This window comes from Radicibacter daui (assembly GCA_030657355.1).
In the GTDB taxonomy this organism is placed as follows: Bacteria; Pseudomonadota; Alphaproteobacteria; order Radicibacterales; family Radicibacteraceae; genus Radicibacter; species Radicibacter daui.
The window spans coordinates 537,450-563,286 of sequence record CP131057.1; the positions used below are offsets into that span (position 1 = coordinate 537,450).

Here is a 25,837-nt window from a genome sequence, read left to right on the forward strand (position 1 = left end):
GATGAGGATGACCTGCACCGGACCGGCCGGCGAATAAAAGGCTGTAAAATCTTGTTTCCGGCCGACGGAAATTTTCGCTCGCTGCGTTGGCAAAAATCCAAACCGCGATGGAAATGTTCAACCCCGGCCCAAAGACCGCTGCACGGCACCCGGCGGCTTCCCTTAAAAACTGCCTATTTATTAATAAAATCAGGTCGTTAATAAATATGACCGATCGGATGCAAAGCGCTTTACAGGAATTTACGCCGCACCTTTTGCCGCCCCCCAGCCACTCATTGCCTCAGGCAAATTCCAGCGCCATCACCACATCATCGGTCGAGATGATGGCATGGGCGTAATAGGGCCCGCTGGCCTCATGGGCAGCATGCATGCCCGCCTCGTCAAAGGCGGCCGTTGCATCCCGCACCAGGGTGACATGATAGCCCAGTTCCGCCGCATGGCGGGCCGTCGCCTCGACGCAGGTATTTGCCAGCATGCCGATGAGGATAACCTTCTCGACATCACGCTGGCGCAGCTGGAAATCAAGATCGGTGCCGAGGAAGCCGTTTTGCCCCCAATGCTCGCGCACCACCACATCGCATGCCTGCGGGGCAAGATCGGCGTGCCACTCCCCGCCCCAGCTACCGGTCGCAAAGGCCTGCGACCGGTCGGTGGCCAGCTGCGAGGGTGTCGGGAATTTCCAGTTATCGTAATCCGCCTCGAGCCAGCGGTGGTGCGGCACGTAAAAGACCTGGACCCCGGCAAGGCGCGCCGCCGCCAGCACCCGCCGGAGATTGGCCAGCAAGTTCACATCCTCCGCCACGGCGCGGATACGTGGCCATAACTTGCCGCCCTCGCACAGAAAATCCTTGTAGGGATCGACGATCAGCAGGCCGGTGCGGGCGCGGTTATAGGATGGGCGGCGCATCAGGCTCTCCGGTCCGGCAGGGCTATCGGGGCGGGAGCACGAAGAGGCGTCCGCTCGCCCCGCGATGTTTCCTTATCCGGTTGCCCGCGAGCATGGCTTGGCAACCCCCGGCGCGTTTTGAACGATGCTGCGCTTGTTTGAAAAAGCCGGCTGGCCGGCACCCCCGGCAGCTGGCACAAAACCGCCATATTTCAAGGCGCTGGCCCCGGTTGCGGCACATGGCCCGCACATTACGAAACGCATCGGCGCGAAATTATACTGTGAATTCACTCACTTACGCTGCCCTTGCAGGATTTTTGCACCGCACCATCTGCCAGCGTTACCGTCCCGGCAGGCCACCGGAACGGAACTTGTTTTTGGCGAGAATTGGGCAACATCAATCAATAGCCCCTGATCCGGGCTGCTAGGCTTCACCGTTCAAAACCAGGTTCCTGGAACCTCCCGGGAAGTCATCTTCCTCCGCCGCGAGGGGCGGCAAAACGGGAAATAACAAAGAACGACCCCTGGCCGGAACCACCGGCCGGAAAAGCAAGCAGCCGCAGGACCTGCGGGTATGTCCCCTGAAAGGAAGGCTGGGCCCATCATGAGACTGACCGTACCCGCCCGGCGTGGCTTCTATGCGCTGGCCACCGCCTCTACCCTGCTGCTGCCGATCAGCGGCGCCCTTGCGCAGGCCGGCCCGCCGCCGGTCACCGTCGCCAAGCCTGTTGTGCGCGAACTGGTGGAGGATGACGAATTCATCGGCCGTTTCGAGGCCGTCGACGAGGTTTCCATCCGCGCCCGTGTCGGCGGTTATCTGGACGCGATCCATTTTACCGACGGCGCCATCGTCAAAAAGGGCGACCTGCTCTTTACCATCGACCAGCGCCCCTATCAGCTGGCCCTGACCCAGGCAAAGGCCGAGCTTGAAGTCGCCCGCACCAGGGTAAAGTTTGCCAGTCAGCAGCTGGACCGCGCGGAAGCGCTGGTGAAGAACGGCAACATCCCCGCTTCCACGCTGGATGACCGGCGGCGTGAGTTCCTGGCCGCCCAGGCCGATGTCAGCGGCGCCGAGGCAGCGGCGGCGAATGCGGCGGTCAATCTGGAATTCACCGAGATCCGCGCTCCTTTTGACGGGCGCATCGACCGGCATCTGCTCTCGGTCGGCAATCTCGTGCAGGCCGATCAGACCGAGCTCACCACCATCGTCGCGCTCGACCCGATCGATTTTTATTTCGACGTCGATGAACGCGAGTTCCTGGCCTATTCGCGCGATGCCCGGCAGAGCGGCACCAGCCTTCAGCAAGGTGCCGGCGGCATCAAGGTTTCCATCCAGCTGGCCGACAAGGCCGAACCGCCGGTAACCGGCGAGCTCGATTTCGGTGAAAACCGCATCGACCGCGAGACCGGCACCATGCGTCTGCGCGCCCGCGTGCCCAACCCCGATCTCGTTCTGACGCCAGGCCTTTTCGGCCGCGTCAACATCCGCGGTTCGCTGCCCTATCAGGGCGTTCTGGTGCCGGATGATGCCGTTGCCGCCGATCAGGATCGCCGCATCGTCTATGTCGTCGGCGGGGACAACAAGGTCAGCGCCAAACCCGTGCGCCTCGGCCCCAAGCTTTATGGCTACCGGGTGATCCGCAGCGGTCTCAAGGGTGACGAGACCCTTGTCGTCAACGGGCTGATGCGGGTGCGTCCGGGCGTCACCGTGACCCCCACCCTCGTCACGCTGCCGCCGGAAGCTGCCGGCGCGGAGAGTGCCCAATGAGATTTGCACATTTCTTCGTCGACCGGCCGATCTTCGCATCGGTGCTGTCGATCGTACTGCTGATTGTAGGCGGCATCGCCTACACGCAGCTTCCCGTCGCCCAGTATCCGGAAATTGCCCCGCCCACCATCGTGGTGCGCGCGCAGTATCCCGGCGCTGACTCAGAAACCGTCGCCAAGACCGTCGCCACTCCCATCGAGCAGGAAGTGAACGGGGTGGAAGACATGCTCTACATGTCCTCCTACTCCACCAGCGACGGCGCCATGGCGCTGACCATCACCTTCAAGCTCGGCACCGACCTCGACAAGGCGCAGGTGCTGGTACAGAACCGCGTCGGCATTGCCGAACCGCGCCTGCCGGAAGAAGTGCGCCGTCTTGGCGTCACCACGACCAAGAGCTCGCCCGACCTGATGATGGTCGTGCACATGTTCTCGCCGGACGACAGCTATGACCAGCTCTATGTCTCCAACTATGCCCGCACCCGGGTAAAGGACGTGCTGACGCGTCTTGACGGTGTCGGCGACATCCAGATTTTCGGCGAACGTGAATATTCGCTGCGCATCTGGCTCGATCCCGACAAGCTCTCCGGCTACAACATGACGGCGAGCGACGTGGTCGATGCCCTCAGGGCGCAGAACGTCCAGGTCTCCGGCGGCTCCATCGGCGCCCCGCCGACCACCGGCGAAAATGCCTTCCAGTACACCGTCACCACGCAAGGCCGCTTCGACGACCCACGCCAGTTCCGCTATGTGATCGTCAAATCGACGACGGATGGCCGCCTTATCCAGCTGCAGGATGTTGCCCGCATCGAGCTGGGGGCGAAGGACTACGTCACCAACAGTTATCTGAACGGCAAGCCGGCCGTCGCTCTCGGCATCTTCCAGCGCCCGGGCAGCAACGCGCTGGCAACCGCCGACCAGATCATCAGTTCCATGAAGGAGCTGGGCCAGGACTTCCCGCCAGGGCTCGAGTACAAGGTCGTCTATAACCCGACCGAGTTCATTTCGCAGTCCATCGACGAGGTCTACAAGACCATCTTCGAAGCCATCGTGCTTGTGGTGGTGGTGATCATTGTGTTCCTGCAAAGCTGGCGCACGGCAATCGTCCCCATCGTGGCCATCCCGGTTTCGCTCATCGGCAGTTTTGCCCTGATGAGCGCCTTCGGCCTGTCGCTCAACATGCTCACCCTCTTCGGCCTCGTGCTGGCCGTTGGTATCGTCGTCGACGACGCCATCGTGGTGGTGGAGAATGTCGAGCGTAACATCACCCTCGGTCAGAGCCCGCGGCGGGCCGCCCACACCACCATGACGGAGGTGGGAACGGCCGTTGTCGCCATCTCGCTGGTGCTGATTGCGGTCTTCGCGCCAACGGCCTTCATCCCGGGCATTTCGGGTCGGTTCTACACCCAGTTTGCCGTCACCATTTCGGTGGCAACGGCAATCTCCGCCTTCAACTCCCTGACGCTTTCCCCGGCCCTTGCGGCCCTGCTCTTCCGCGCGCATGACGCACCGAAATCCCGGTTCTTCCTCGCGCGGTTCGGCCGGGCTCTCGGCGATGGCTTCAACCGCGGCTTCGATGCGATGGCCGCCGGTTATGCCTGGATCATCCGCAAGATCATCTCCCACACGCTGGCGCTTATCCTGATGCTGGTCGCCTTCTGCGGCCTCATCTACGCCACCGTCTTCATGGTCCAGACCACACCGCGCGGCTTCGTGCCGACGCTGGATCAGGGCTATGCCATCGTGGTTATCCAGCTGCCTGACGGCTCCGCGCTGTCCCGCACGGATGCGGTGGTCAAGCACGCCGCCGAACTGATCTCGGACATTCCGGGCGTCGCCAACACGGTGTCCTTCTCCGGCTTTTCGGGCGCCACCTTTACCAACGCCCCCAATGCCGGCGTCATCTTCACCCCCTTCACCAGCTTTGAAGAGCGGCTGAAGAAGGGGGAGAGCGCCAACCAGATCATCGGCGCCATCTATGGCAAGCTGCAGTCGATCCAGGAGGCCTTCACCATCGCCATTCCGCCGCCGCCCATTCGCGGTATCGGTAATTCCGGTGGTTTCAAGATGCAGTTGCAGGACCTCAACACCTCTGACGTCCGCCAGATCACGGCCCTCACCTACCAGATGATGGCCAAGGCCAACCAGACCCCGGGGCTCACCGGCGTCTTCACCACCTTCTCGGCCAGCAGTCCGCAGCTTTATCTCGATATCGACCGGGACAAGGCACGCATGCTGAACGTGCCGATCACCAACATCTTCGACACGCTGTCGATCAATCTCGGCACGTCCTATGTCAACGACTTCAACGCCTTTGGCCGCGTCTACCAGGTGCGGGCACAGGCGGACCAGGGCTATCGCCTTGAGCGGGACGACATCCTGCGCCTCAAGGTGCGCTCGGCCACCGGCGCGCTGGTGCCGATGGGCACGCTGGTCACCATCCGCGATGTAACGGGTCCGACGCTGGTGCAGCGCTACAACATGTATGTATCGGTGCCCCTGCAGGGCAACGCCGCCCCCGGCACCTCGTCGGGAGAGGCGCTCGACAAGATGGAACAGCTGGCCAAGGAAACCCTTCCGCAGGGCACATCCTTCCAGTGGACCGAACTCGCCTTCCAGGAAAAGGGAACCGGCAATACTGCCGCCTTCATCTTCGGACTGTCTGTGCTGTTCGTGTTCCTCGCGCTGGCGGCCCAGTATGAAAGCTGGGTGCTACCGCTCGCCATCGTGCTGATCGTGCCGATGGGTGTGCTCTCCGCTCTTATCGGCGTGCACATCAGGGGGCTCGACAACAACATCCTGACCCAGATCGGCCTCATCGTGCTGATCGGCCTTGCGGCAAAAAACGCGATCCTCATCGTGGAATTCGCCCGCCAGGCCGAGGAGCGCGGGGCGTCGGCCATCGAGGCGGCGGTGGAAGCCTGCCGCCTGCGCCTGCGCCCCATCCTGATGACGGCCTTCGCCTTCATCCTCGGCGTGGTGCCGCTGATGCTGGCAACGGGCCCGGGTGCGGAGATGCGCCAGTCGATCGGCACCGCCGTGTTCTCCGGCATGCTGGGCGTCACCTTCTTCGGCCTGTTCCTGACGCCGGTGTTCTTCACCGCGCTGCGCGCCCTCTTCCCCTATCGCCGCAAGGCAGCGGAGCATGAGGGCGGGCATCAGGATGGCCATGGCGGCGAGGCAGCGGCCCCCTCGGCCCACTGACCCTGCCGCAGCACTCAAGCCTGCAGAAAAGCCCCGCCGGAAACGGCGGGGCTTTTTTAATCCTGCGAGAGGAGCCCGATCATGCAAATCGTGCCCGAGACCTCCAAGCAGCGGCGCGCACCGGATGCAAGGATGCCCGTCATCGGCAGCCCTGCCTTCCGGATTTCTTCCCTCCGGCGGGCACTCCCGCCGATAGCCCGCGATCCCGGCCCCTTCCTGCCAGCCCGGATAAACGCGCGCAAAAGGTACCGGCCCCTTGCCCGCCCCCTCCCCGGGCCGGTGCCATGGCCGCCTTTCCCCCGCCATAAGGGAAAGGCGGCCTTTTCTTTTGTGACCGCGCTGAAGGAACCGACGCTAGCTGACCGCCTTGCCCGCCAGCCCCTTGGGGCCGACCACCAGCACCAGAAGCAGGCTGATTACCAGCGCAGCGGCGATGATGGTGAACATGGCGAGCACTCCTTGCTGATGCAGCACCGGCAACAGAAGCACCGGCACCAGCGCCGAGGCCAGCCGGTTGATGGCCCAGGCGCTGGAGGTAACCCGGGCCCGCCGACCGGTGCCGAAAAGCTCGGCGGCATAGATCACCAGCGCCGGTGTATAGATCGCCGACAGGATGTTGAAGAGCGTGCCGACCGCCATCAGCCAGAAGGGCGTGCCGCACAGCGCATAGACAATCGCGAGCACCGCCATACCCCCGCAGCACAAGGCCAGCGCCGTCCGCCGCTCCACCTTGTCGACGACGAAAGCGGCGAGCACAGAGCCAATGGTCGGCCCGAAGGTAGCGACGGCGACATAAAGCAGTGTGTCCGAAAGCCGGAAGCCCTTTTCAATCAGCACTGCCCCGCTCAGCAGCACGAACCCCACCGTTGCCCATGGGGCGAAGAAATAAAGCCCGGCCAGCAGCAGGGACCGCTTGCGGACCTCCGCTGCCGATAGTTCCACCGATTGTGGCGCGGCCTCTGCCGCCTCCGGAGCAGCCGGCAGCAAGGTCGTGGAAGTCTCCAGTTGCTCGCACAGGAAAAGCGCCTTTTCTCTCCGCCCGCGCGCCGCGAGCCAGCGGGGCGATTCCGGCAGCAGGGCGCAGAGCACACCGATAACCGCCGCGCCCGCCGCACCAACCAGAAAGCCCCAGCGCCAGGCTTCCAGCCCGAGCGGGGCAAGCGGCGTCAACCAGCGCACCAGGAAAAGCGCAAGCGGCATCGCCAGCGAGGCGAACCCGGCCGCCAGCAGCACCAGACTGCCACGATAGCGCGGCGGCAGGATATCGGTGAGGTAGGCGATCATCACCGGCGGGTAAGCGCCGATGGCGAGACCCGAAAGGCCGCGCAGCAGGATGAGCAGCCGGGTATCCTGGCTGAGGCCGGCAAGCCCGGAACTGAGCGCGAGAAACAGGAGAATGCCCGCCAGTGCCGGCTTGCGGCCATACCGGTCGGCAAGCCAGCCGATCAGCGGCGCGCCCACGATGGCCCCGATATAGACGGAAGAGAGCAACAGCGTCAGCTGTCCGCGTGGCAGGGCGGAGGGCGGGGCGGAGAAGACCGCCGAAAGCGCATTGCCGAGTGCCACCTCCAGCAGATCGAACCCGAAACCGAAAGCGCAGATGAGCGTGATGAGAACATGCCGCGAGGTAAGGCCGAGACGGTCGAGACGGCCTGCGATCTGGCCGGCCACAGGCATAGGAGACAGGCTATCTGCGGAGACGGATGAAAGGGACAAGGGCATGGCTTTCGCAAAAACCGGCACCTGCAGGAATGCGGCAACCGATTTCAGTCAGGATTCCTGGCGGCGAGGCTCTACTCGCTGTCACAAGAAACAGGTAAGTTGCTGCAATCGCCGGAAAAACCGGTAGGCGCTTGGATGTATCGATGCCCATTTTATCCACGCCTGCACCACGGGCGATAGGCGCCCAAGGGTAAATCGTCGTAAAGCGGGGTAAAGGTGAGCGCAACGGATGACGAAAGGGAAGACGAGGTCCTCGCCTTCGGTCCGTTTCGCCTGCTGGCGCACAAGCGGCAACTGCTGGGACAGGCCGGCCCGGTCAAGCTTGGCATGCGTGCCTTCGATCTTCTGGTCGCGCTGACCGAAGAAGCAGGCCAGATCTGTGCCAAGGAGGAGCTGCTGCGGCGCGTTTGGCCCGACGAGATGGTCGATGAGGCCAATCTGCGCATCCATATCGGCACCCTGCGCAAGGCGCTTGGCGATGGCCGCGACGGTGCGCGCTATATCGTCAACATCATTGGCCGTGGTTACAGCTTCGTGGGCGCAGTGACCCGGACGGCGGCGGGGCAGCCGCTTGCCATCGACGAGCCCGCAGTGCCGGACGATGTTTCTCCACTGGATGTTGCGGCAGCGCTGCCGGTACGCCTCACGGCATTGCTCGGGCGGGAAGAGGCCATTGCCGCTACCGAGCGGCAGCTCGGCCAGCGCCGCTTCGTCAGCCTTGTCGGCCCTGGCGGCATCGGCAAGACGGCGCTCGCCCTGGAACTTGCGCACCAGCGGGCCGCGGCCTCTCCCGGCGCCGTGTTTTTTGTCGAACTTTCACCGGGCCGCAATGTCGCCAGCACGGTGGCCTCCGCCCTTGGCCTGCCGGTGCTGACGCAGGATCCGGCGCCCAATCTTGTGGCCCATTTTTCCCGCCGCCCCACCCTGCTCGTGCTGGATGGCTGCGAGCCGGTAATCGAGGGCGCCGCTGCCCTTGCTGAAGGCTTGTTACGCCAGGTGCCCGGCCTGACTATCCTTGCCACCAGCCGGGAGCCGCTGCGTGCCGAAGGGGAGTGGGTGCACCGCCTCGCCTGCCTTGGACTGCCGCCGGAAGACCAGACGTCAACATCTGCGCCCATGGATGCTGATCTTCGCAAGGCACCCGCCGTACAGCTTTTCCTCGATCGGGCTGCGGCCAGCCTTGCAAACGTGCCGCTGACGGCCGAGGACCTGCCGGCCGTTGCAGGACTTTGCCGGCAGCTGGACGGCATCCCGCTCGCCATCGAACTGGTGGCTGCCCGCACTGGCCTTCTCGGCCTTGCCGGCCTTGCGCGCGGGCTGGATGACGGGCTCCTGCTGCGCACGCAGGGCCGGCGCACCGCCCTGCCGCGTCACCAGACCCTGCGCGCGACACTGGACTGGAGCTTTGAGCTGCTCGGGTCGGTCGAGAAGATCGTTCTGGCCCGGCTCAGCGTCTTTCAGGGCAGTTTTGCGCTGGAGGCCGCTGCGGCCGTCGCCACCGGCGACGCGCTGTCGGAAAACAATGTCGTCGATGCCGTGATGGGGCTGGCGGCAAAATCCCTGCTGATGAGCGAGATCATCCAGGGAAGCCGCTGTTACCGGCTGCAGCGGGCGACACGGGCCTATGCGGCGGAAAAGCTCGCTGCCCAGGGCCAGACGGCTGTCTATGGTGCACGCCATGCCGCCTATGTGCTGGGCCGGCTGGAGCTGGCAACCCGGCAGCTCGCCGAACTGTCGCGCCGCCAGTGGATCGAGCGACACCGGCCGATGATAGGCGATGTACGCGCCGCCTTCAGCTGGGCATTTGCGCGGCCTGACGATCCGCAACTTGCCATCCGGCTTGCCTGTGCCGCCGCCCCGATGGGCTATCAGCTTTCGCTCGCCCGCGAGTTTCTGGACCATACGGCAAGGGCCCTTGCGCTCGTCCTGCGCTACGGGACGGATCTCGCCACCGAAATCCGCCTCAACTGCGTGCATGGCCATCTGCTCGTCCTGCAGGAAGGGCTGAGCGAGGAGGCAACCGCCTGTTTTACCCGCGCCTATGATCTGGCCGGCAGCGGCGCCGGACCGGCAGAACGGGTGGCTGCCTGCCGCGCCATGTGGAGCTGGGCTTTTGCCCGGGGCGAATATGCCGAGGCGCTGCGATACGCCGTGATGATCCGCGATGTTGCCCGCTCCACGCTCGACCAGCTGGAACTGGCCAGTGCCGAACGATCAGAGGCCATCATCCTGCATTGCCTTGGCCGCCATGACGAAGCCCGCCAGCATGCCGCCCACAATCTTTATCTGGCCGAGCGCGCCAATCTGGCCGCCGACGGCGGCACCACTCACATCAGCCGGCGGGTCGTGATGGGCATGACATTGGCCCGCAGTCACTGGATGCTGGGCAATCCGGATCAGGCGGCCGATTTCGCGGCCCAGACCCTGGCGGCCACCGAGCATGATTTTGCCGCCGGCTACTGCCACGCCATGGCCCTGGCCGCCTTGCCCGTCGCCGTGTGGCGGGGCGATTATTCCCATGCCGCCCGGCTCGCACATGATCTTCATGATTTCTCGAGCCGCCATGCCTCGGCCTACTGGCGCAACTGGGCCGAGCTGGTCCTCGAAATTCTGGGCAGTCGCAGCCCTTTGGCGCGGCAGCGGACCCTCGAGCGGGTCCGGGCAGCAGGCGATGCCACGCTGGTGGATTTCCTGCCCACGCTTGCCGACGATTTGCTGACCGAGCAAGCGGTTTCCCGCGTGCAGCGGGGACTGGTTGGCTGGTGCGCCCCGGAGACGCTGCGCGCCCGGGCACTGCAGCGGCTGAAGGCCGGGGATAACGAGGGGGCAGAGTCGCTTCTTCTCAGTTCCCTGGCGCTCGCCCGGCGCCATCAGGCCCTTTCCTGGGAACTGCGAGCCGCAACCTCCCTCGCCCGGCTGAAGCAGGAAGCGGGACAAGGCGCGGTTGCCCGGCAGGTTCTGGCACCGGTCTATGAACGGTTTTCCGAAGGGTTTGGCACACGCGACCTTGCCGAAGCCGCCGCCCTGCTCGAAGGGCTTGGCGCGGCCGGGCTCTAGAGAGCATGTGCGTTCTATCTGGCGTCACAGAATTGAGGCATGATGCCGCTTCCGGGAGGGGGAAGATGCAACGGCCGGCCTGTCACCGCCGTCGCCTGTTCCCGCCTCGCCACAACCGCCCCTTGCGAGCCGAGCAAGCCTGACGAATGAGAGCCGACATCCCTCATAGCGCCGGCCAGGAAAGGACACTCTGCTTCGGCCCGTTCCGTCTGGTACCGGCCCGCCGGCTGCTGCTTGAAGAGGACCGGCCCGTGCGTCTGGGCACCCGGGCGCTCGACCTGTTGATTGCGCTTGTGGAGCGGCGCGGCGAGACACTGGGCAAAACCGAACTTGTCGACATCGTGTGGCCGGACACTTTTGTCGAGGAAGCCAACCTGCGCGTCCATATCGGCGCACTGCGGCGGGTCCTCGGCGACGGACGGTCGGGAAACCGCTACATCGTCAATATGGTGGGGCGCGGTTACTGCTTCGTCGCCCCGGTGCTGGTTGAGGAAACCCAAAACTCCGGAGCGAAGGCACACCCCCCTGCTCTGTCCGCCCCCCGGTCTCATGTCCTGCCAACACATACAAGCCGCCTGATTGGCCGTGACGACTGCGTGAACCAGATCTGCGGCCAGCTGAGCGCCCGCAGGTTCGTGAGCCTCATCGGCCCCGGCGGCATCGGCAAGACCGCCGCAGCTCTTGCCGTTACCGAGCAGCTGGCTGGCCAGTATGCGCAGGGCATCCATTTCGTCGACCTGTCGACCCTGACCCGACCGGAACTTGTGGCGAGCACGGTTGCCGCCGCCCTCGGCCGCTCCGCTACGGCCGGCGAGCCGCTGCGTGCCCTTGCGGCTCATCTGGCCCATCAGTCACTGCTGCTGGTGCTCGACAGCTGCGAGCCCGTGATCGAGGCGGCAGCCCAGTTGAGCGAATATCTGCTGCGCGCCGCACCCAGGCTGCATGTCCTGGCCACCAGCCGGGAATCCCTGCGCGCTGAAGGGGAGTGGGTGCACCGCCTGCCCTCGCTGGACCTGCCGCCGCCCGATGCCCGCCCCCGGGCGAACGAGCTTCTCTCCTGGCCGGCCCCTCTGCTGTTCATCGAACGCGCCATGGCGGCCGCCGACGGGTTCGAGCTTGCCGATGCAGATGTCCCGCTGGTGATCGATATCTGCCGCCGCCTTGACGGCATCCCGCTTGCCATCGAGCTGGCCGCCGCGCGGGTGGAGCTGTTTGGCCTGCTTGGGCTGGCCGACCGCCTCGACAGCCATCTGCTGCTGTTCTCGCATGGCCGCCGCACTGTTCTGCCCCGCCATCAGACGCTGCGTGCCACACTGGACTGGAGCCACAGAACCCTCACCGGCATGGAGCAGCGGGTGCTGCAACGGCTGTCTTGCCTGCAGGGCGCCTTTACACTGGCCGAGGTGATTGCCATCGCCGGCGACGATCCGGCAGGCACAGGAAGCGGCACATTGCTGGAGACCATGGGGGAGCTGGTTGCCAAGTCCCTGGTGGGCATCACCATTGAAGGGGAAGAACCGGCCTATCGGCTCTCCGCCATTACCCGTGCCTATGCAGCAAGCCGTCTTGCCGAGGCCGGGGAAGCAAACGAGATCGCCCGCCGGCATTGCCAGTATTGCCTCAGCCGGCTGGAAGCCGCCGACAGGGAGTGGCCGGAACTGGGCCGCCCGGCCTGGCTTGCCCGCTATGCACCGCTCATCAACGATATCCGTGCGGCGCTGGAATGGGCTTTTTCCGCTGAGGGCGAGCTGATGCTCGGGCTCGATCTCGTCAGCGCCGCCAATCCGCTGGCCTTCCAGCTCTCGCTGCTTGAAGAACACCGGCAATGGGTAGAGCGGGCGCTTGCCGCTCTGGCGCAAAGCGGCCATAGCGACCCGCGGCTGGAAATGCGCCTCAATATTTCGCTGGGCCAGCTTACCCAGCAGATCAGCGGGCCGAGCCCGCTCGTTACCCGGGCCTTCAACCGGGTGCTGGAAATTGCCGGGCAGATTGGCGATACCGCCTATCAGGCCGATGCCTTGATGGGCATGTGGGTGTGGGCCTTCGGTGTTGGTGACTATCCGGCGACAGCCGATTTCATCCGGCGCCTGCAGGCCTTGCCGGGCATGCGGGAGAACATGAACCGGGCCGCGCTGACCAGCCGGCGCATGGACGCGCAGACCAGCCACTTCCTCGGCGATCATGCCACGGCCGACCGGCTGGCGCGCGAGATGCTGACGATCGACACCGTTCTGGTCAGCTCCACCTACAACGCCCCGATCCATGTCGACCATCAGGTGTCGATGCGCATCCTGCTGTCCCGCATCCTGTGGATTCAGGGCCGGGTGGTTGAGGCGTCCGAGATGGTGGAGGAGTGTCTGGAGCGGGCCCTCGGCGACAATTTCTTCGCCTACTGCCAGGCACTTGCCATGGCTGCCGGTCCGGTTGCGCTCTGGAGCGGGGAAGATGAGCGGGCGCGCGACTTCAACGACCGGCTGCGCCGGTGCGCCGACCAGAATGCCTCCCCGTTCTGGGCTTCATGGGCACACAATCTCGATACGGTGCTGACCTTGCGCGCCCGGCCGAGGCCGCTTGCCGGGCTTTCCACCTTGCCGATCTTCGGCGCCAAGCAGATCGACATGCTGGCAACCCTGGCCCCCGAACTGGTGAGTGAAGAAGCCGTGGCGCGGGTAAGGAAGGGAGCCGTCGGCTGGTGCGCTCCCGAGGTGTTGCGCGCCCAGGCGCTGCATCTGATGGCGCGGTCTGACAGCGAAGCGCAGGCCATGGCCGAAGCGTTGCTGGTACGCTCGCTCGACCTCGCCCGCCAGCAGGGCGCCCGCTCCTGGGAGCTGCGCACCGCCACCACCCTGGCAGGACTGATGGAGAGCAGGGGCGAAGCCTCACAGGCAAGCGCCCTGATCGACATGGTGCTTGCCCGCTGCGACAGCGCCTGGCTGACGAGCGATCTTGCCGCCGCCCGCGCGCTCGCCGGCAAGCTGCGCCAGTATAGGCCGCTGCAGCAGGCTGCGGGCTAAGGCGCCGCGCTCAGGGCACCGGCTGGCCGGTTGCTGCCTCATAAAGCTGGAACCAGTCGGTACGGCTGAGCTTCACCTTCAGGGCTTCCGACAGCGTACGGATGCGGTCCAGATTGTTGGTGCCGAGCACCGGCAGGATGCGCGCCGGATGGGCAAGCAGCCAGGCCACCGCGACGGCGGCCCGGTCAACGTCATGGGCATCGGCGAACCGGTCCAGTATCGCCGGCAAGGCGCCCTCCGCCCCGGCCATCAACCGGCCGCCACCAAGCGGCGACCAGGCCATCACCGGCATGCCGGCCTGCTGGCAGGCTGCCAGATCACCATTCACGAAGGGCTGATGCGCCATCAGGCTGAGTTCGATCTGGTTGGTGGCAAGGCGGTTCTTCATTGCCGATTGCAGGAGCGAGAGATCCCACGGGCGGAAGTTGGAAACACCAACCGCCCGCACCTTGCCTTCCGCCACCAGCGCATCCAGCACGGCGCCGGTTTCATGATGATCCATGAAGGGATCGGGCCGGTGGATCAGCAGCAGGTCGATATAGTCGGTGCCGAGAAGGCGCAACGACTGTTCGGCCGACGCCCGGATATGGGCCGCGCCGGTATTATAATATTTGCAGGGCGCCGCAGCATGTCGGCCAGCCGGCACCACGATGCCGCATTTGGTGACGATTTCGATACGCTGGCGCAGGCTTGTGCCCTTAAGTGCAGCACCGAACAGTTCTTCGACCCCGTAGCCGCCATAGATATCGGCGTGATCCATGGTGGTGATGCCCTGGTCGAGACAGGCTTCCAGCTTGGCGCGGATATAGGCGGGAGAGGTGTCGGCATCATCGCCAAGACGCCACATGCCATAGACCAGACGGGAGAACTCGACGCCCGCAGCAATTCCGACCCGCTCCATGCCCCTCGCCCCTTTTTATTTGAGAATTCTGCCCAATGGCGAAAGGGTTAGTGCGCCCGGCACTTGTCCTGCAAGCGCTTTCAGCGGGGCAGTTAAGGGTTCAGCCTTATCACGCCTGTCTGGCGATCGTGCCGATCGCGACAACAAGCAGGCGCGATGCTACCAGCGCCGACAGGTTATCGATATCCGCGGGCGGGTAGAGTTCCACCAGATCGAAACCGGCGATCCGCGCCCGCTGACCGGCGCCGATGATGAGGTCCGCCACCTGGGTGTAGGTGAGCCCTCCCGGGCTGCGCGCGGCCACGCCCGGCATTGCGGACGGGTCCAGACCGTCGCAATCAAGCGTAATGACGACCCGTGCGCCTTCCGGAACATGCTGCAAGGCCGCGCCAACCCCCTTTGTGTGAATCTCGCGAGCGGTCACAATTCGGCTGCCATAACGCCGGGCAGCCTCCAGCTCTTCGATACGGGCGCTGCCGACACCGCGCATGCCGACCTGCACGATGCCGGCGATGTGGGGCATCTCGCTCGCCCGGCGCATCGGGTTTGAATAGCCGTAACGTTCGCCCTGCAGCTCGTCCCGCCAGTCGATATGGGCATCGATCTGCAGCAGCCAGACCGGGCCATGGTCGGCAAAGGCGGCAAAGAAGGGAATGGGCACGGAATCATCGCCGCCGAGCAGGATGGGTACCGCGCCAGCGGCCAGCACCTCGCGCGTCTTTGCCTCGATCCGGGCCCGGTTGCCGGCATTGTCATGCAGGGTGGTCGGCACATCGCCGGCATCGACGCAGCTGACGGGCTTGCCGTCAAAAAGCAGGCCGCCGAGATCGAAATCCCAGTGCTCCATGAGCGCCGCATCTTCCTGGCTGGCGGCCCGGATGGCGTCGGCCGCAAGGGCATAACCGCTGCTGTCCTTGCCGGGATAGGTGCTGCCATGTGCCGCGCTGTAGATCACGGCGCGGAGCACCTCTCCCTCTGCCAGCTGACCGGGAAGGCCCAGAAAAGAAAGTCCGCCACTCATTTTTGCTGATCCCGATGGAGGCTGGAAAAAAGGACTGCCGGATGAGGGCAGAGAAACAGATCGCTAGTGTTTCCAGCCGAGGCGGCCTTCAATCCTGAGGGCGGTGTCCTTGACCAGACCGACAAGGTCCGGGTCCTTCTGCTGCACCTTGCTTTCGGGCACGACGATGGAAATCGTCGCCCGGCAGGCGCCGCTCATGTCGCGGATCGGCGAGGCGATGCAGGCAACCGAAAAATCAGACTCGCCGGCCTGCACGGAAAGCCGTTCGTCCAGCGCCTGCGCCGCCATCTCCACCAGATGGCCCGGGTCGGTATCGGCCCGGCCGGTGGGAGAGGCGATGGCGGAGCGCGAGAAAATCTCCCGCCGTTCGTCCGGCGGCAGATGCCCCACCAGCAGGCGTCCGGAGGCCGTCCAGTTGAGCGGCACGCGGCTGCCGACGCGAGAGGAAACCTGGAACGGCCCCTGCCCTTCCACCATGCCCAGCACCACCATCATGTCGCCGTCGCGCCCGCAGATCTGCACGGTCTCGCCGGAAAGGCGCGCCAGCTCGTTCATCTCGTGGGTGGCGACAGTCAGCAGGTCGAGGTTGCGGGCATAGGAAAGCCCGTAATGATAAAGCCGCGGCCCCAGCCACAACGCCCCCGAGCCATCGCGGTCAAGCAGGTGCTTTTCCACCAGATCGTCGACGATGACATAGATGGTGGAGGGCGGCGCCTTGAGATCGCGGGCAATCTCGTAGGCCGTCGCCGGGCGTTCGGCAGCTTGCAGATAATCGAAAATCTGCAACACGCGGTCGATGCCGCTCACGCGGGAGCGGCGGGCCGGTGCTTCTTCGTCTGCCCCGGTCAGGGCACGATCGGCGGGGGACTGTTTGTTCATCACTCCCCGTCAGGGCTGGATAAAGCGGTCACAATCTATCTTCCACGCTGTCCCGGCCGCATTCAAGGCCGGGACATGCGGGGCAGCCATTCAAATCAGGCGAGCCAGCCAAGCGCGCCGGCTTCCTTGCGCTTGAACCGTTCGGCAAAGGGTGTGACCAGCGGACTGTTGGAGGCACGCGCCTTCTCAAGTTCCTCACCCAGCCGGACGGCCACAATCTCTTCCTGCCCCGGATGCAGGTTGCAGGGGTCGAGATAGAAATAGCCGTGCTCGGCTTCGTGATCGCGCACGATGACGGGCTGATGGCCGGTGGCAAGCTGGTCCGCCAGATCCCAGGCGGTAATGCGCGCTTCTGCCGGGTTGACCTGGACCCGCAGCCGGTCGAGCGGGTTGTGGGTCGGGTCGGGCTCCACAAAGGCATGGATGCCGGGCCGGCCTTCCAGCGCGGCAAGCCAGCAATCAAGTGCCTTCTGCTCGCGGGCACGCACAGCGGCATGATCCCGCTTCTCCCAGGCTTCGAGCGCCGCGATGGTGCCGATAATGCTCTCCTTGCCCACCTTCATGCCGCGGCCGATACCGCGGTTTTGTAAGTAGGTGGCACGCACCAGCGGCTTCAGGCCGGCAACAATGCCACCCGTCGGCCCGCCGAGGAACTTGTGGGCGGAATAGATGACGATGTCGGCGCCGGCTCGCAGGAAATCGCGCAGGTCATATTCCGAGGCGGCATCGACGATAACCGGCACGCCGCGCGCATGCGCCACTCCGCAGAAAGTCTCGAGCGGGATTTGCCCGTACGCCACCGCATGGTGGGAGACAACATAGAGCGCCGCCGCCGTACGGTCGGTAATGGCACCCTCAAGCTGGTAGGCATGGGCACTGGTGGCCTGCCCCACCGGCACAACCTTGGCGCCCGAGAGGCGCACGCCCTGCTCCACCGGCGCGCCGTAATTGACCATATGGCCCATCTGCATCACCACCTCGTTCTTGAGGCCGGTGGTGTCCGGCAGGCGCTCGATAGCCGCGAGATCGAAGCCGCACATGGCGGCGGCAACCGTCAGCGTCAGCCCGGCCGCGCAGGAGGCCGTCACGAAGCCGGCCTCGGCGCCGGTCAGGCGTGCAATGGTGTGGCTTGCCAGCTCATGCAGGGCCGGCATCTCGACGAATTGCGGCATCAGCCGGCTCATCGCCTCGATGGCTTCCGGCACGATGATGGAGGCGCCCAGAAAGGTCATGGTGCCGGAAACATTGATGACCGGCCGAAGGCCAAGCGTCTCGCGGATATCTTTTGCAGTCTGCGACATCAGCCGCCAGCTCCCGAAAGAGAAAAGGATGAGGGGACGCCCTTAGTCCCGGATAGCAACCACCGCCTCGATCTCGACGGTAATACGGTCCGGCAGCGAGCCGAAACCCACTGCCGAGCGGGCGTGATGCCCCGCCTCGCCGAACACCGAAACGAAGAGGTCGGAGCAGCCATTGATGACGGCGGGATGTTTACCGAAATCCGGCACGGCATTGACCATGCCGAGCAGCTTCACCACCCGGCGCACGCGCCGCAGATCACCAAGCGCTGCATGCAGCACGGAAAGGAGGTTGATGCCGGTAAGGCGGGCATGCCGGTAGGCATCCTCCACGCTCACATCTTCTCCCACACGGCCGGTATGCAGGTACCCGTCCGCCTCGCGCGGGCCCTGGCCGGAGAGGAACAGCAGCGTGCCTTCCTGCACATGGGTGACGAAATTGGCAATCGGCGGCGGGGGCGGCGGCAGCGTGATGCCAAGCGCGGCCAGCCGGTCATAGGGGCTTGCCGCCTCGCCGGCAGAAACGCGCTCGAATTGCGCCGGGCTGGTCATGTCATCTCTCCAGAAAATCCATTGCTTGCAAAAGGCATCGGGGGCGAAGCCTCAGGCCAGTTCGTGATGGCGTATACAGGCGACCTGCTGGCCGGCACCCACCGCCTCCAGCGGCGGCAGGGTGGCAGCGCAGGCCTCGATGGCGTGCGGGCAGCGGGTGCGGAACACGCAGCCCGAAGGCGGATTGATGGGGCTCGGGATGTCGCCCTTCAGCAGCACACGCTCGCGTTTTCGCGTCGGGTCCGGCACCGGGGCGGTTGCCAGCAGTGCGCGGGTATAGGGGTGCCGGGGGTTGCTATAGAGCGCCTGGCTCGGCCCCTTTTCCATGATGCGGCCAAGATACATGACGATCACCTCGTCACACAGATACTCAACCACTGCCAGATCATGCGAAATGAACAGCATGGTCAGGCCAAGGCGCTGCTGCAGGTCGCGGATCAGGTTCAAGACCTGCGCCTGCACGGAGACATCAAGCGCCGAGACCGGCTCGTCCGCCACGATGAAATCGGGCTCCACCGCCAGCGCGCGGGCAAAACCGATGCGCTGGCGCTGCCCGCCGGAAAATTCATGCGGATAACGCTGCGCGTGTTCGGCGCGCAGCCCCACCATCTCCAGCAGCTCGCCAATGCGCTGTTTGCGCGCGGCGCGGGCCTTGTCGAAGCCCCGCGCATCCAGCGCCTCGTTGATGATGGCAGCAACGGTCAGGCGCGGGTTGAGGCTGGAATAGGGATCCTGAAAGATGATCTGCAAGCGCCGGCGGTACTGGCGCATTTCGCGCGGGGAGAGCGAAAAGAGATCGACCCCGTCAAACATCGCCGTGCCCGAAGTCGGCTCGACAAGGCGGATGAGGCTGCGGCCCGTCGTCGTTTTGCCCGAGCCGGACTCCCCGACAAGACCGACGATGGCGCCGCGCGGCACATCGAAACTCACATCCTCGATGGCATGCACAACGCGCCCGCCGCCGAGATTGAAGCGCTGGGTAAGGCCTTCCACCCGCAGCAGCGGGGCGCAGGCCTGAGTGCTTTCGGCAGCAGCAAGGCTCACAGCTCGGCACTCCTGATGCAGCGGGAATAATGGCTCTGGCCGATGGCGCCGAGTGCCGGTACCGCCGCCTCGCATGCCTCGATACGATGGTCGCAACGCGGCGCGAAGGCGCAGCCCGGCGGCAGGGCGGTGATGGGCGGCACGCTGCCGGGAATGGAGGTCAGCGCCTTGCGTGTGCCATCGGCTGCCCGATCGCGCCCGGCATCCGGCATGCAGGCGAGCAGGCCGCTCGTATAGGGGTGGCGCGGATTGGCGAAGAGCGGGCCGACCGGCCCCTGCTCGACCACCCGGCCGGCATACATCACCACCACCTCATGCGCGATTTCCGCCACCACGCCCAGATTGTGGGTGATGAAGAGGATGCTCATGCCGAACTCGGCCTGCAGCCGGCGCAGCAGATCGAGGATCTGGGACTGGATGGTGACATCGAGCGCCGTTGTTGGCTCGTCCGCGATCAGCAAGGCAGGACTGCAAGCAAGCGCCATGGCGATCATCACGCGCTGGCGCATGCCGCCCGACATCTGGTGCGGGTAGTCATCAAGGCGGCTGGCGGCAGCGGGGATCTCCACCCGCTGCAGCATCTCCAGCGCCCGCTTGCGCGCCTCTTCCCGGCTGACCGGCTCATGCAGCCGCACCATTTCGGCGATCTGGTCGCCGATGGTGTAGAGCGGGTTGAGGCTCGTCATCGGCTCCTGGAAGATCATGGCGATCTCCCGGCCCCGCAGCGCGCGGTACTGGCGGGGCGAGAGGCGGGCCAGATCATGCACTGCCCCCTGCCGGTCGCGAAACAGCATGCGCCCACCGGCAACCGCACCGGGTTTTGCCAGAAGCCCCATGATCGACAGGCTGGTCACCGATTTGCCGGAGCCGGACTCTCCCACCACCGCGACGGTCTCACCGCGCTTCAGCGAGAAGGTCACGCCATCGACGGCCTTGGCCGTCATCCGACGGGTGGAGAACCAGGTTTTGAGGTCCTCCACCGCCAGGATGGTATCGGGGGCAAGCTCTGCGCTCATGGGGCCATCCCTCACGACTGCCAGCCGCAATGCGGGCAGGTGTGGACGTCGCCGGCGGCAGCAGCCTTGGGCACATGGCGATGCGCCGTGACCGGATTGTTGCCCATGATGGCAAAACGCGGCTCGAAGAGGCGCGACAGGCTGCTGGTTGCGCCCTGGGAATCCCGCACCACCAGATCGCTGTCCTCGACATCGAAGAGGGTGAACTCGGCCACCGTGCCGGGCACCAGCAGATTATCGACCGGCACCTTGATCGCCTTGCGCGGCGCGGTGGTGGATGCGGCCACCACGGCCTCGAACGGCATGCCAAGCGAGAGCAGCTTGGACATGGTGGTTGCCAGATCCCAGACCGAGCCTTCCAGCGAGCGGTTATGGAGATCGGTGGAGATGGTGTTGGGCAGCAGCCCCCGGGTAAGTGCGGCACGCGCCACATCGAAGGAGAAGGAAGCGCCGCCGTGGCCAACATCGAGCAGCACGCCACGTTCGGCCGCCTGCTCAACCAGCTGGTAGAGATCCTCATCCTCCAGGATGGAGCCGCCGGCCTTGCCGTTGAAGCAGTGGGTGACGATGTCGCCCGCCGTCAGCACGCCCAGCACTTCGTCATACAGGGGCGGCGGTTCGCCCACATGCACCATTAGCGGCAGTTTGGTGATCTTGGCGATCTTCTTGCCGAGCTTCAGCGGCACGAGGTCCCAGCCGCCGGTGATGACGTGGCTGGCGCGCACCTTGATGCCGCGGATGACGTCCCGGTTGGCCTCGATGCAGGCGATGGTGCGGTCGATATCGATCGAGCGCATGTCCATCAGCTCGCTCACCCGGTTGCAGGCGACAAGGCCGATGCTGCCGAGATTGAGGAAGGCATAGATGTTCTCGCGCGAAGGCTCGATGATGAATTCGCGCAGGCCATGGAAATTGGCCTCGCCAGCCGAACCGGCATCGACAAGGGTGGTGACGCCATGCCGGGCGCCGCACTGCTCGGGCCGCAGCGAGATGTCGGTGCCGCCATACCAGATGTGCGTGTGCAGGTCGCACCAGCCGGGGGACATCCAGGCCCCCTTGCCATCCACGATGCGGGCGCCGGTGGGTGCCGCAAGGCTGGCGCCTGTTTCGGCAATCCGGCCATCGCCGCCGATCAGCACATTGAGCAGGCCGTCACTGCCAACCGGTGCCGCTTCCAGAAAGCCGACCGGACGCACGCCCTTGAGGAAAAGTGGGTCAGTCACTGTTTTACCTTGGTGGTCCATGATGAATGGTCCGTAAGTAGGGCCGCCGGGGCGGCCGGGTAACGCGGGTTTGAAACTCAGATATCCTTGGCAAGGCGCGGGTCGAGCAGGTCGCGCATGCCGTCGCCCACCAGCTGCAGCGACAAGACCGTCAGCACGATGGCCCCGCCGGGGAAGAACATGATCCACGGCGCCTGATCGAGATATTGCCGGCCAAGACTGATCATCGTGCCCCAGGTCGGCACGTCCGGCGATACGCCGACACCGAGGAAAGAAAGACCGGCCTCGGCCAGAATGGCATTGGCAAAGATGAAGGTGCCCTGCACCAGCAGCGGCGAGGCGACATTGCGCAGCACATGCCGCACGAGGATGACCGGCGTCGGCACGCCAAGCGCCTTGGCGGCTTCTACATAAGGCAGCTCGCGGATGACGAGGGTGGAGGCGCGCACAACGCGGGCAAGGCGCGGGGCATAGACGATGCCGAGCGCGATGACGACATTGGCGGCCGAGGCGCCAAGCGCCGCCACCAGCGCGATGGCCAGCAGGATATCCGGAAAGGCCATCATCGCATCGATAAGGCGCGAGAGCGGCCGGTCGAGCTTGCGGAAATATCCTGCCAACAGCCCGAGCAGCACGCCGATGAGGCTGGAGAGCACAACGACCGAAAACCCGACGGTCAGCGACAGCCGGCCGGCAAAAATCATGCGCGAGAGCACATCGCGGCCAAAATCATCGGTGCCGAAGAGATGGGCGATGCCGGGTGCCTGCAGGCGGTGGGCAATGGAAAGTTTGCCCGGCGCGTAAGGGGTGATCCAGGGCGCCAGAACGGCCGCAATCAGGATGATCGCCAGCACGGCAAGACCGGCAGCCGAGGTGGGCCGGGAAAACAGGCGCCGCACGAGCCCGCGCTCGCCGCTGCCGGCGGCGGAAGAGGAGATAGCCGACATCTAGAAGCGCACCCGGGGATCGACGGCGAGATAGAGCATGTCGATCACGAAGTTGATGAGAACATAGAGCCCGGCGACGACCAGCAGCGCGCCCTGGATGACCGGATAATCCCGGCGCAGCACGGCGGAGACGATGAGGCTGCCGACCCCCGGCAGACCGAAGACGGTCTCGGTCACAATGGCGCCGGAGACGAGCAGCGCAGCGGTAAGGCCGATGACGGTGAGCACCGGGATGAGGGCATTCTTGAAGGCGTGTTTGATGACCACGCGCGCTTCACCCATGCCCTTGGAGCGGGCGGTGCGCACATAATCATCCCCCAGCACATCCAGCATGCTGGCCCGGGTAAAGCGGGTGATGAGGGCAGAGCTGACGACGCCGAGCGCAACGGCCGGCAGCACCAGATGATGCATGCGCTCGAAGAAACCCGCGCCCGGCCCGCCATAACCGGAAGTATCAAACCAGCCAAGCCGCACGGCAAAGAACTGGATCAGCAGCAGCCCGAGCCAGAAGCTCGGCACACTGGCGGCGAACATGGCAAGGGTGGTCGCCATCTGGTCGAAGATCGACCCGCGCCAGTAAGCGGAAAGCACACCCACCGGCAGCGCGATCACCGTGGCGATCAGCAAGGAAAACAGCGTGAGAAAGAAGGTGGGTTCCGCGCGCTGGGCCAGCGCCTCGGTCACCGGAATATTGAGAAAGATGGAAGTGCCGAGATCGCCGCGCAGCAGATCGAGCACATAGGCACCGAACTGGACAGGCAGCGGATCATCGAGGCCCAGCCGGTCGCGCAGGGCGGCGATATCGGCGGCTGTTGCCTCCGGCCCCAGCATGACGGCGGCGGGGTCGCCGGGCGTGATGCGCACGATGATGAAGACAACCGTCACCACGATAGCCATCACGATGGCCATGCCAATGAGACGGTTGAAGACGGAACGCAGCATTGTTGTCGGGTGCCGATCTTTTAAAAATCGGGGGAGCGCGGCGCATCGGCCCGGGGGCCCTGCCCCACGCTTCCCCCAGTTTACAGGGTAGGCAACAACGTCAGAAAATTACTTCTTGAGCCAGGCATTCCAGAAGTAGGGCCACGGGGCCGGCGTCACGCCTTCCAGCGCCGGCGACTTGGCCGACAGGGCGTTGAAATTGCCAACCTTGTAGATCGGTGCCTCTTCATAAACGGCCTTCTGCACGTCCTCGAACAGCTTGGCGCGCTTGGCGGGGTCGGTCTCGGCGTTGAAGGCACCGACAACCTTGTGCTTGAGGTCGCTGACCCACCAGCCGGGCGAGCTGTCGGACATGAAGCCGTTGAGCGAGGGCTCGGGCAGGAACGGGCTGTGGGTGATGTAGATGTCCCAGAGCGCCGGGTCCTGGCGGCGCTGGGTCAGCGTGGCCCATTCCACCACATCCAGCTCGACCTTGAAGCCGGCAGCCTTCAGATACTCGGCCGCCACCTGCGCCATCTTGTAGTGAAACTCATACTGGCGGGAGGTGAGGATGCGAAGCCGCTTGCTGCCATCATAGCCGGCTTCCTTCAGCAGCTTGGCGGCTGCCTCGGTATCGCCTTCGGGCTTGTAAGCATCCGTGCCGGCATCGGTGTGCCAGACATACCCCTTGGGGAACATGGCGCCGTCGGCGGAGAAGAAATCCTTCGAGCCGAAGGCGGCCGTCAGCATGTCTTCCGGTGCCAGTGCTGCCTGGATGGCCTTGCGGACGCGGATATCGGAATTGAGACCTTCCTTGGTGTTCATCACGAAGACCGGCCAGCCGAACGGCTTCAGCAGCACGGGCTCGGATTTGCCGGAGGAAAGCCGGTCGAAGGATTCCACCGGCAGGCTGTCGGTGTAGGCGAACTGGCCGGCAACAGCCCCTTCCACACGGGTGCTGGCATCGGGCACCGGCACGAAGCGGATTTCGTCCAGATACTGATGGCGCTGACCGCCATAACCGTTGCTCTCTCCTGCGGGCGAGCTGTAGCCGTCAAAGCGCGCCAGCTGGATATACCGGTCGGGCTTGCGCTCCTTCAGCATGTAGGGGCCGGTGCCGACGAAAGTCGTCATCGGATCCTGGTCCGCATTGGCAGCCGGGATGATAATGGCGGCGGCGTTGTTGAAGGCCAGCAGCGAGACGAGCGGAGCGTACGGGTCCTTGAGGGTGATCTTGACCGCATCATCGCCCACCGCCTCGATGGAGGTGATGTTGGTGGCGGCCTGCTTGCCGCGGCTGGCGATCTTTTCCCAGCGGTTCAGCGAGACGACGACATCCTTCGAGGTCATCACCGAGCCGTCATGGAACTTCACGCCGGTGCGCAGCTTGATGGTGTAGACGCGCCCGCCATCGGAAAGTTCGGGCAGGCTGGCGGCCAGCAGCGGCGTTACCGCCCAGTTCTTGTCGAAGGTATAGAGCGTCTCGAAGATATGCTGCGAGATGATGCCCACGAGGTCGGCCGTGGAGGCCATCGGGTCCAGCGTCGGCGGCTCGCCGATGGTAGCGACATCGATAACGCCGCCCTTGACCGGGTCGGCCAGCGCAGGAGCGGAGAAACTGGCGGATAGGGGAAGCAGTGCCACCGCGGCAGCGGCAAGCAGACGGGCTGAGTGTCTCATGAGGCCTCCGAGCCATTCTGGTTTCTGTTCATGTCGATATTCTCTTATTGTGGAATATCAACTATTATTGTGAACTAACCATGACTCCGGAAATCACCCCGCGTCAATGCGCAAAAGGGGCGACCTTGCGGCCACCCCTTTCCAGAACAAGCTAAATAGTTGTTTTTAAAAGCGCGCTTCCGGATCAGCGCTGGCGCGAAAAGCGCTCTTTCATGCGCTCGTCCGCGGCCGGTCCGGCAACAACGCGGTGCAAATCCGGCGAGAGCGGCTTGCCGGTAACCTTGTCCATCAGGGCCAGTTCCACTTCCTTGCCGGTTTCGATATCCACCAGCTGGATGGCCTTGCCTTCCGGGGCGAAATGCCGGTTGCCCCAGCTCACCAGCGCCAGCATCACCTGGCGAAAATCGCGGCCACGTTCGGTCAGGATATATTCGTAGCGCGGCGGGCGCTGATTATAGAGCCGCTTTTCCATGAGCCCGGATTCGACGAGCGTGGTCAGGCGCCGCGTCAGCATGTTCGGGGCGATGTTGAGGCTCTTCTGGAACTCGTCGAAGCGCGTGAGCCCGTAAAAGGCATCCCGCAGGATGAGAATGCTCCACCACTCGCCGACCTTGTCGAGGCCGCGCGCGATGGGACACGCCATATCTTCAAAGCTCTTGTGTTGCATGGCCTGACGATAGGCCCGTTACTTCCTTGATGCAAGTT

General features: G+C 64.7%; 18 protein-coding genes. 4 read left to right on the forward strand and 14 right to left on the reverse strand.

What is annotated here, in order from left to right:
- Window positions 1–280: 280 nt before the first annotated feature.
- A complete protein-coding gene (locus QTL98_RS22245) occupies window positions 281–907 on the reverse strand; it encodes a cysteine hydrolase family protein (RefSeq protein WP_445682335.1) in 627 nt (208 codons plus the stop codon).
- Between the two features lie 583 nt (window positions 908–1,490).
- Between QTL98_RS22245 and QTL98_RS22250 the strand changes: the two genes are divergently transcribed.
- Together QTL98_RS22250 and QTL98_RS22255 are read left to right on the forward strand one after the other, a co-directional pair.
- The gene (locus QTL98_RS22250; RefSeq protein ID WP_445682336.1) at window positions 1,491–2,654 is read left to right on the forward strand and encodes an efflux RND transporter periplasmic adaptor subunit; all 1,164 of its coding nucleotides are present in this window, start codon (window positions 1,491–1,493) and stop codon (window positions 2,652–2,654) included.
- Window positions 2,651–5,857, forward strand: a complete 3,207-nt coding sequence (locus tag QTL98_RS22255) for an efflux RND transporter permease subunit (protein ID WP_445682337.1) — start codon at window positions 2,651–2,653, stop codon at window positions 5,855–5,857. The genes QTL98_RS22250 and QTL98_RS22255 overlap by 4 nt, the downstream gene beginning before the upstream one ends.
- A 354-nt stretch (window positions 5,858–6,211) precedes the next feature.
- Here QTL98_RS22255 and QTL98_RS22260 read toward each other — a convergent pair whose 3' ends face one another.
- A complete protein-coding gene (locus QTL98_RS22260) occupies window positions 6,212–7,534 on the reverse strand; it encodes an MFS transporter (RefSeq protein ID WP_445682338.1) in 1,323 nt (440 codons plus the stop codon).
- Window positions 7,535–7,795: 261 nt separating this feature from the next.
- Between QTL98_RS22260 and QTL98_RS22265 the strand changes: the two genes are divergently transcribed.
- Together QTL98_RS22265 and QTL98_RS22270 are read left to right on the forward strand one after the other, a co-directional pair.
- On the forward strand, window positions 7,796–10,636 hold the full coding sequence (locus QTL98_RS22265; protein ID WP_445682339.1) for an ATP-binding protein: 2,841 nt from the start codon (window positions 7,796–7,798) through the stop codon (window positions 10,634–10,636).
- Between the two features lie 146 nt (window positions 10,637–10,782).
- Window positions 10,783–13,650, forward strand: coding sequence for an ATP-binding protein (locus tag QTL98_RS22270; RefSeq protein ID WP_445682340.1), 2,868 nt, complete (start codon window positions 10,783–10,785; stop codon window positions 13,648–13,650).
- A 10-nt stretch (window positions 13,651–13,660) separates the two neighbouring features.
- On the opposite strand, the gene QTL98_RS22275 is transcribed toward QTL98_RS22270, so the two are convergent.
- From QTL98_RS22275 to QTL98_RS22330, 12 genes are all read right to left on the reverse strand, one after another.
- A complete protein-coding gene (locus tag QTL98_RS22275; RefSeq protein ID WP_445682341.1) occupies window positions 13,661–14,551 on the reverse strand; it encodes an aldo/keto reductase in 891 nt (296 codons plus the stop codon).
- 109 nt (window positions 14,552–14,660) lie between these two features.
- The gene (locus QTL98_RS22280; protein WP_445682342.1) at window positions 14,661–15,572 is read right to left on the reverse strand and encodes an agmatinase; all 912 of its coding nucleotides are present in this window, start codon (window positions 15,570–15,572) and stop codon (window positions 14,661–14,663) included.
- A gap of 63 nt (window positions 15,573–15,635) precedes the next feature.
- Window positions 15,636–16,451: an IclR family transcriptional regulator gene (locus QTL98_RS22285; RefSeq protein ID WP_445682343.1), complete on the reverse strand. Its 816-nt coding sequence runs from the start codon at window positions 16,449–16,451 to the stop codon at window positions 15,636–15,638.
- A 95-nt stretch (window positions 16,452–16,546) separates the two neighbouring features.
- The gene (locus QTL98_RS22290; protein WP_445682344.1) at window positions 16,547–17,752 is read right to left on the reverse strand and encodes an aminotransferase class V-fold PLP-dependent enzyme; all 1,206 of its coding nucleotides are present in this window, start codon (window positions 17,750–17,752) and stop codon (window positions 16,547–16,549) included.
- A 42-nt stretch (window positions 17,753–17,794) separates the two neighbouring features.
- The gene (locus QTL98_RS22295; RefSeq protein WP_445682345.1) at window positions 17,795–18,301 is read right to left on the reverse strand and encodes a RidA family protein; all 507 of its coding nucleotides are present in this window, start codon (window positions 18,299–18,301) and stop codon (window positions 17,795–17,797) included.
- A 51-nt stretch (window positions 18,302–18,352) separates the two neighbouring features.
- Window positions 18,353–19,345, reverse strand: a complete 993-nt coding sequence (locus QTL98_RS22300; protein WP_445682346.1) for an ABC transporter ATP-binding protein — start codon at window positions 19,343–19,345, stop codon at window positions 18,353–18,355.
- Window positions 19,342–20,361, reverse strand: coding sequence for an ABC transporter ATP-binding protein (locus QTL98_RS22305; protein WP_445682347.1), 1,020 nt, complete (start codon window positions 20,359–20,361; stop codon window positions 19,342–19,344). Before QTL98_RS22305 ends, QTL98_RS22300 begins: the two co-directional genes overlap by 4 nt.
- A gap of 11 nt (window positions 20,362–20,372) precedes the next feature.
- A complete protein-coding gene (locus QTL98_RS22310; protein ID WP_445682348.1) occupies window positions 20,373–21,605 on the reverse strand; it encodes an amidohydrolase/deacetylase family metallohydrolase in 1,233 nt (410 codons plus the stop codon).
- Between the two features lie 56 nt (window positions 21,606–21,661).
- Complete coding sequence (locus QTL98_RS22315) at window positions 21,662–22,531, reverse strand: ABC transporter permease (RefSeq protein WP_445682349.1); 870 nt, start codon at window positions 22,529–22,531, stop codon at window positions 21,662–21,664.
- Window positions 22,532–23,473, reverse strand: coding sequence for an ABC transporter permease (locus QTL98_RS22320; RefSeq protein ID WP_445682350.1), 942 nt, complete (start codon window positions 23,471–23,473; stop codon window positions 22,532–22,534).
- Between the two features lie 108 nt (window positions 23,474–23,581).
- Complete coding sequence (locus QTL98_RS22325) at window positions 23,582–25,132, reverse strand: ABC transporter substrate-binding protein (protein WP_445682351.1); 1,551 nt, start codon at window positions 25,130–25,132, stop codon at window positions 23,582–23,584.
- Between the two features lie 184 nt (window positions 25,133–25,316).
- Window positions 25,317–25,775 carry a winged helix-turn-helix transcriptional regulator gene (locus QTL98_RS22330; RefSeq protein ID WP_445682352.1) on the reverse strand — a complete coding sequence of 153 codons (459 nt, stop codon included), beginning with the start codon at window positions 25,773–25,775 and terminating at the stop codon, window positions 25,317–25,319.
- Window positions 25,776–25,837 lie beyond the last annotated feature (62 nt).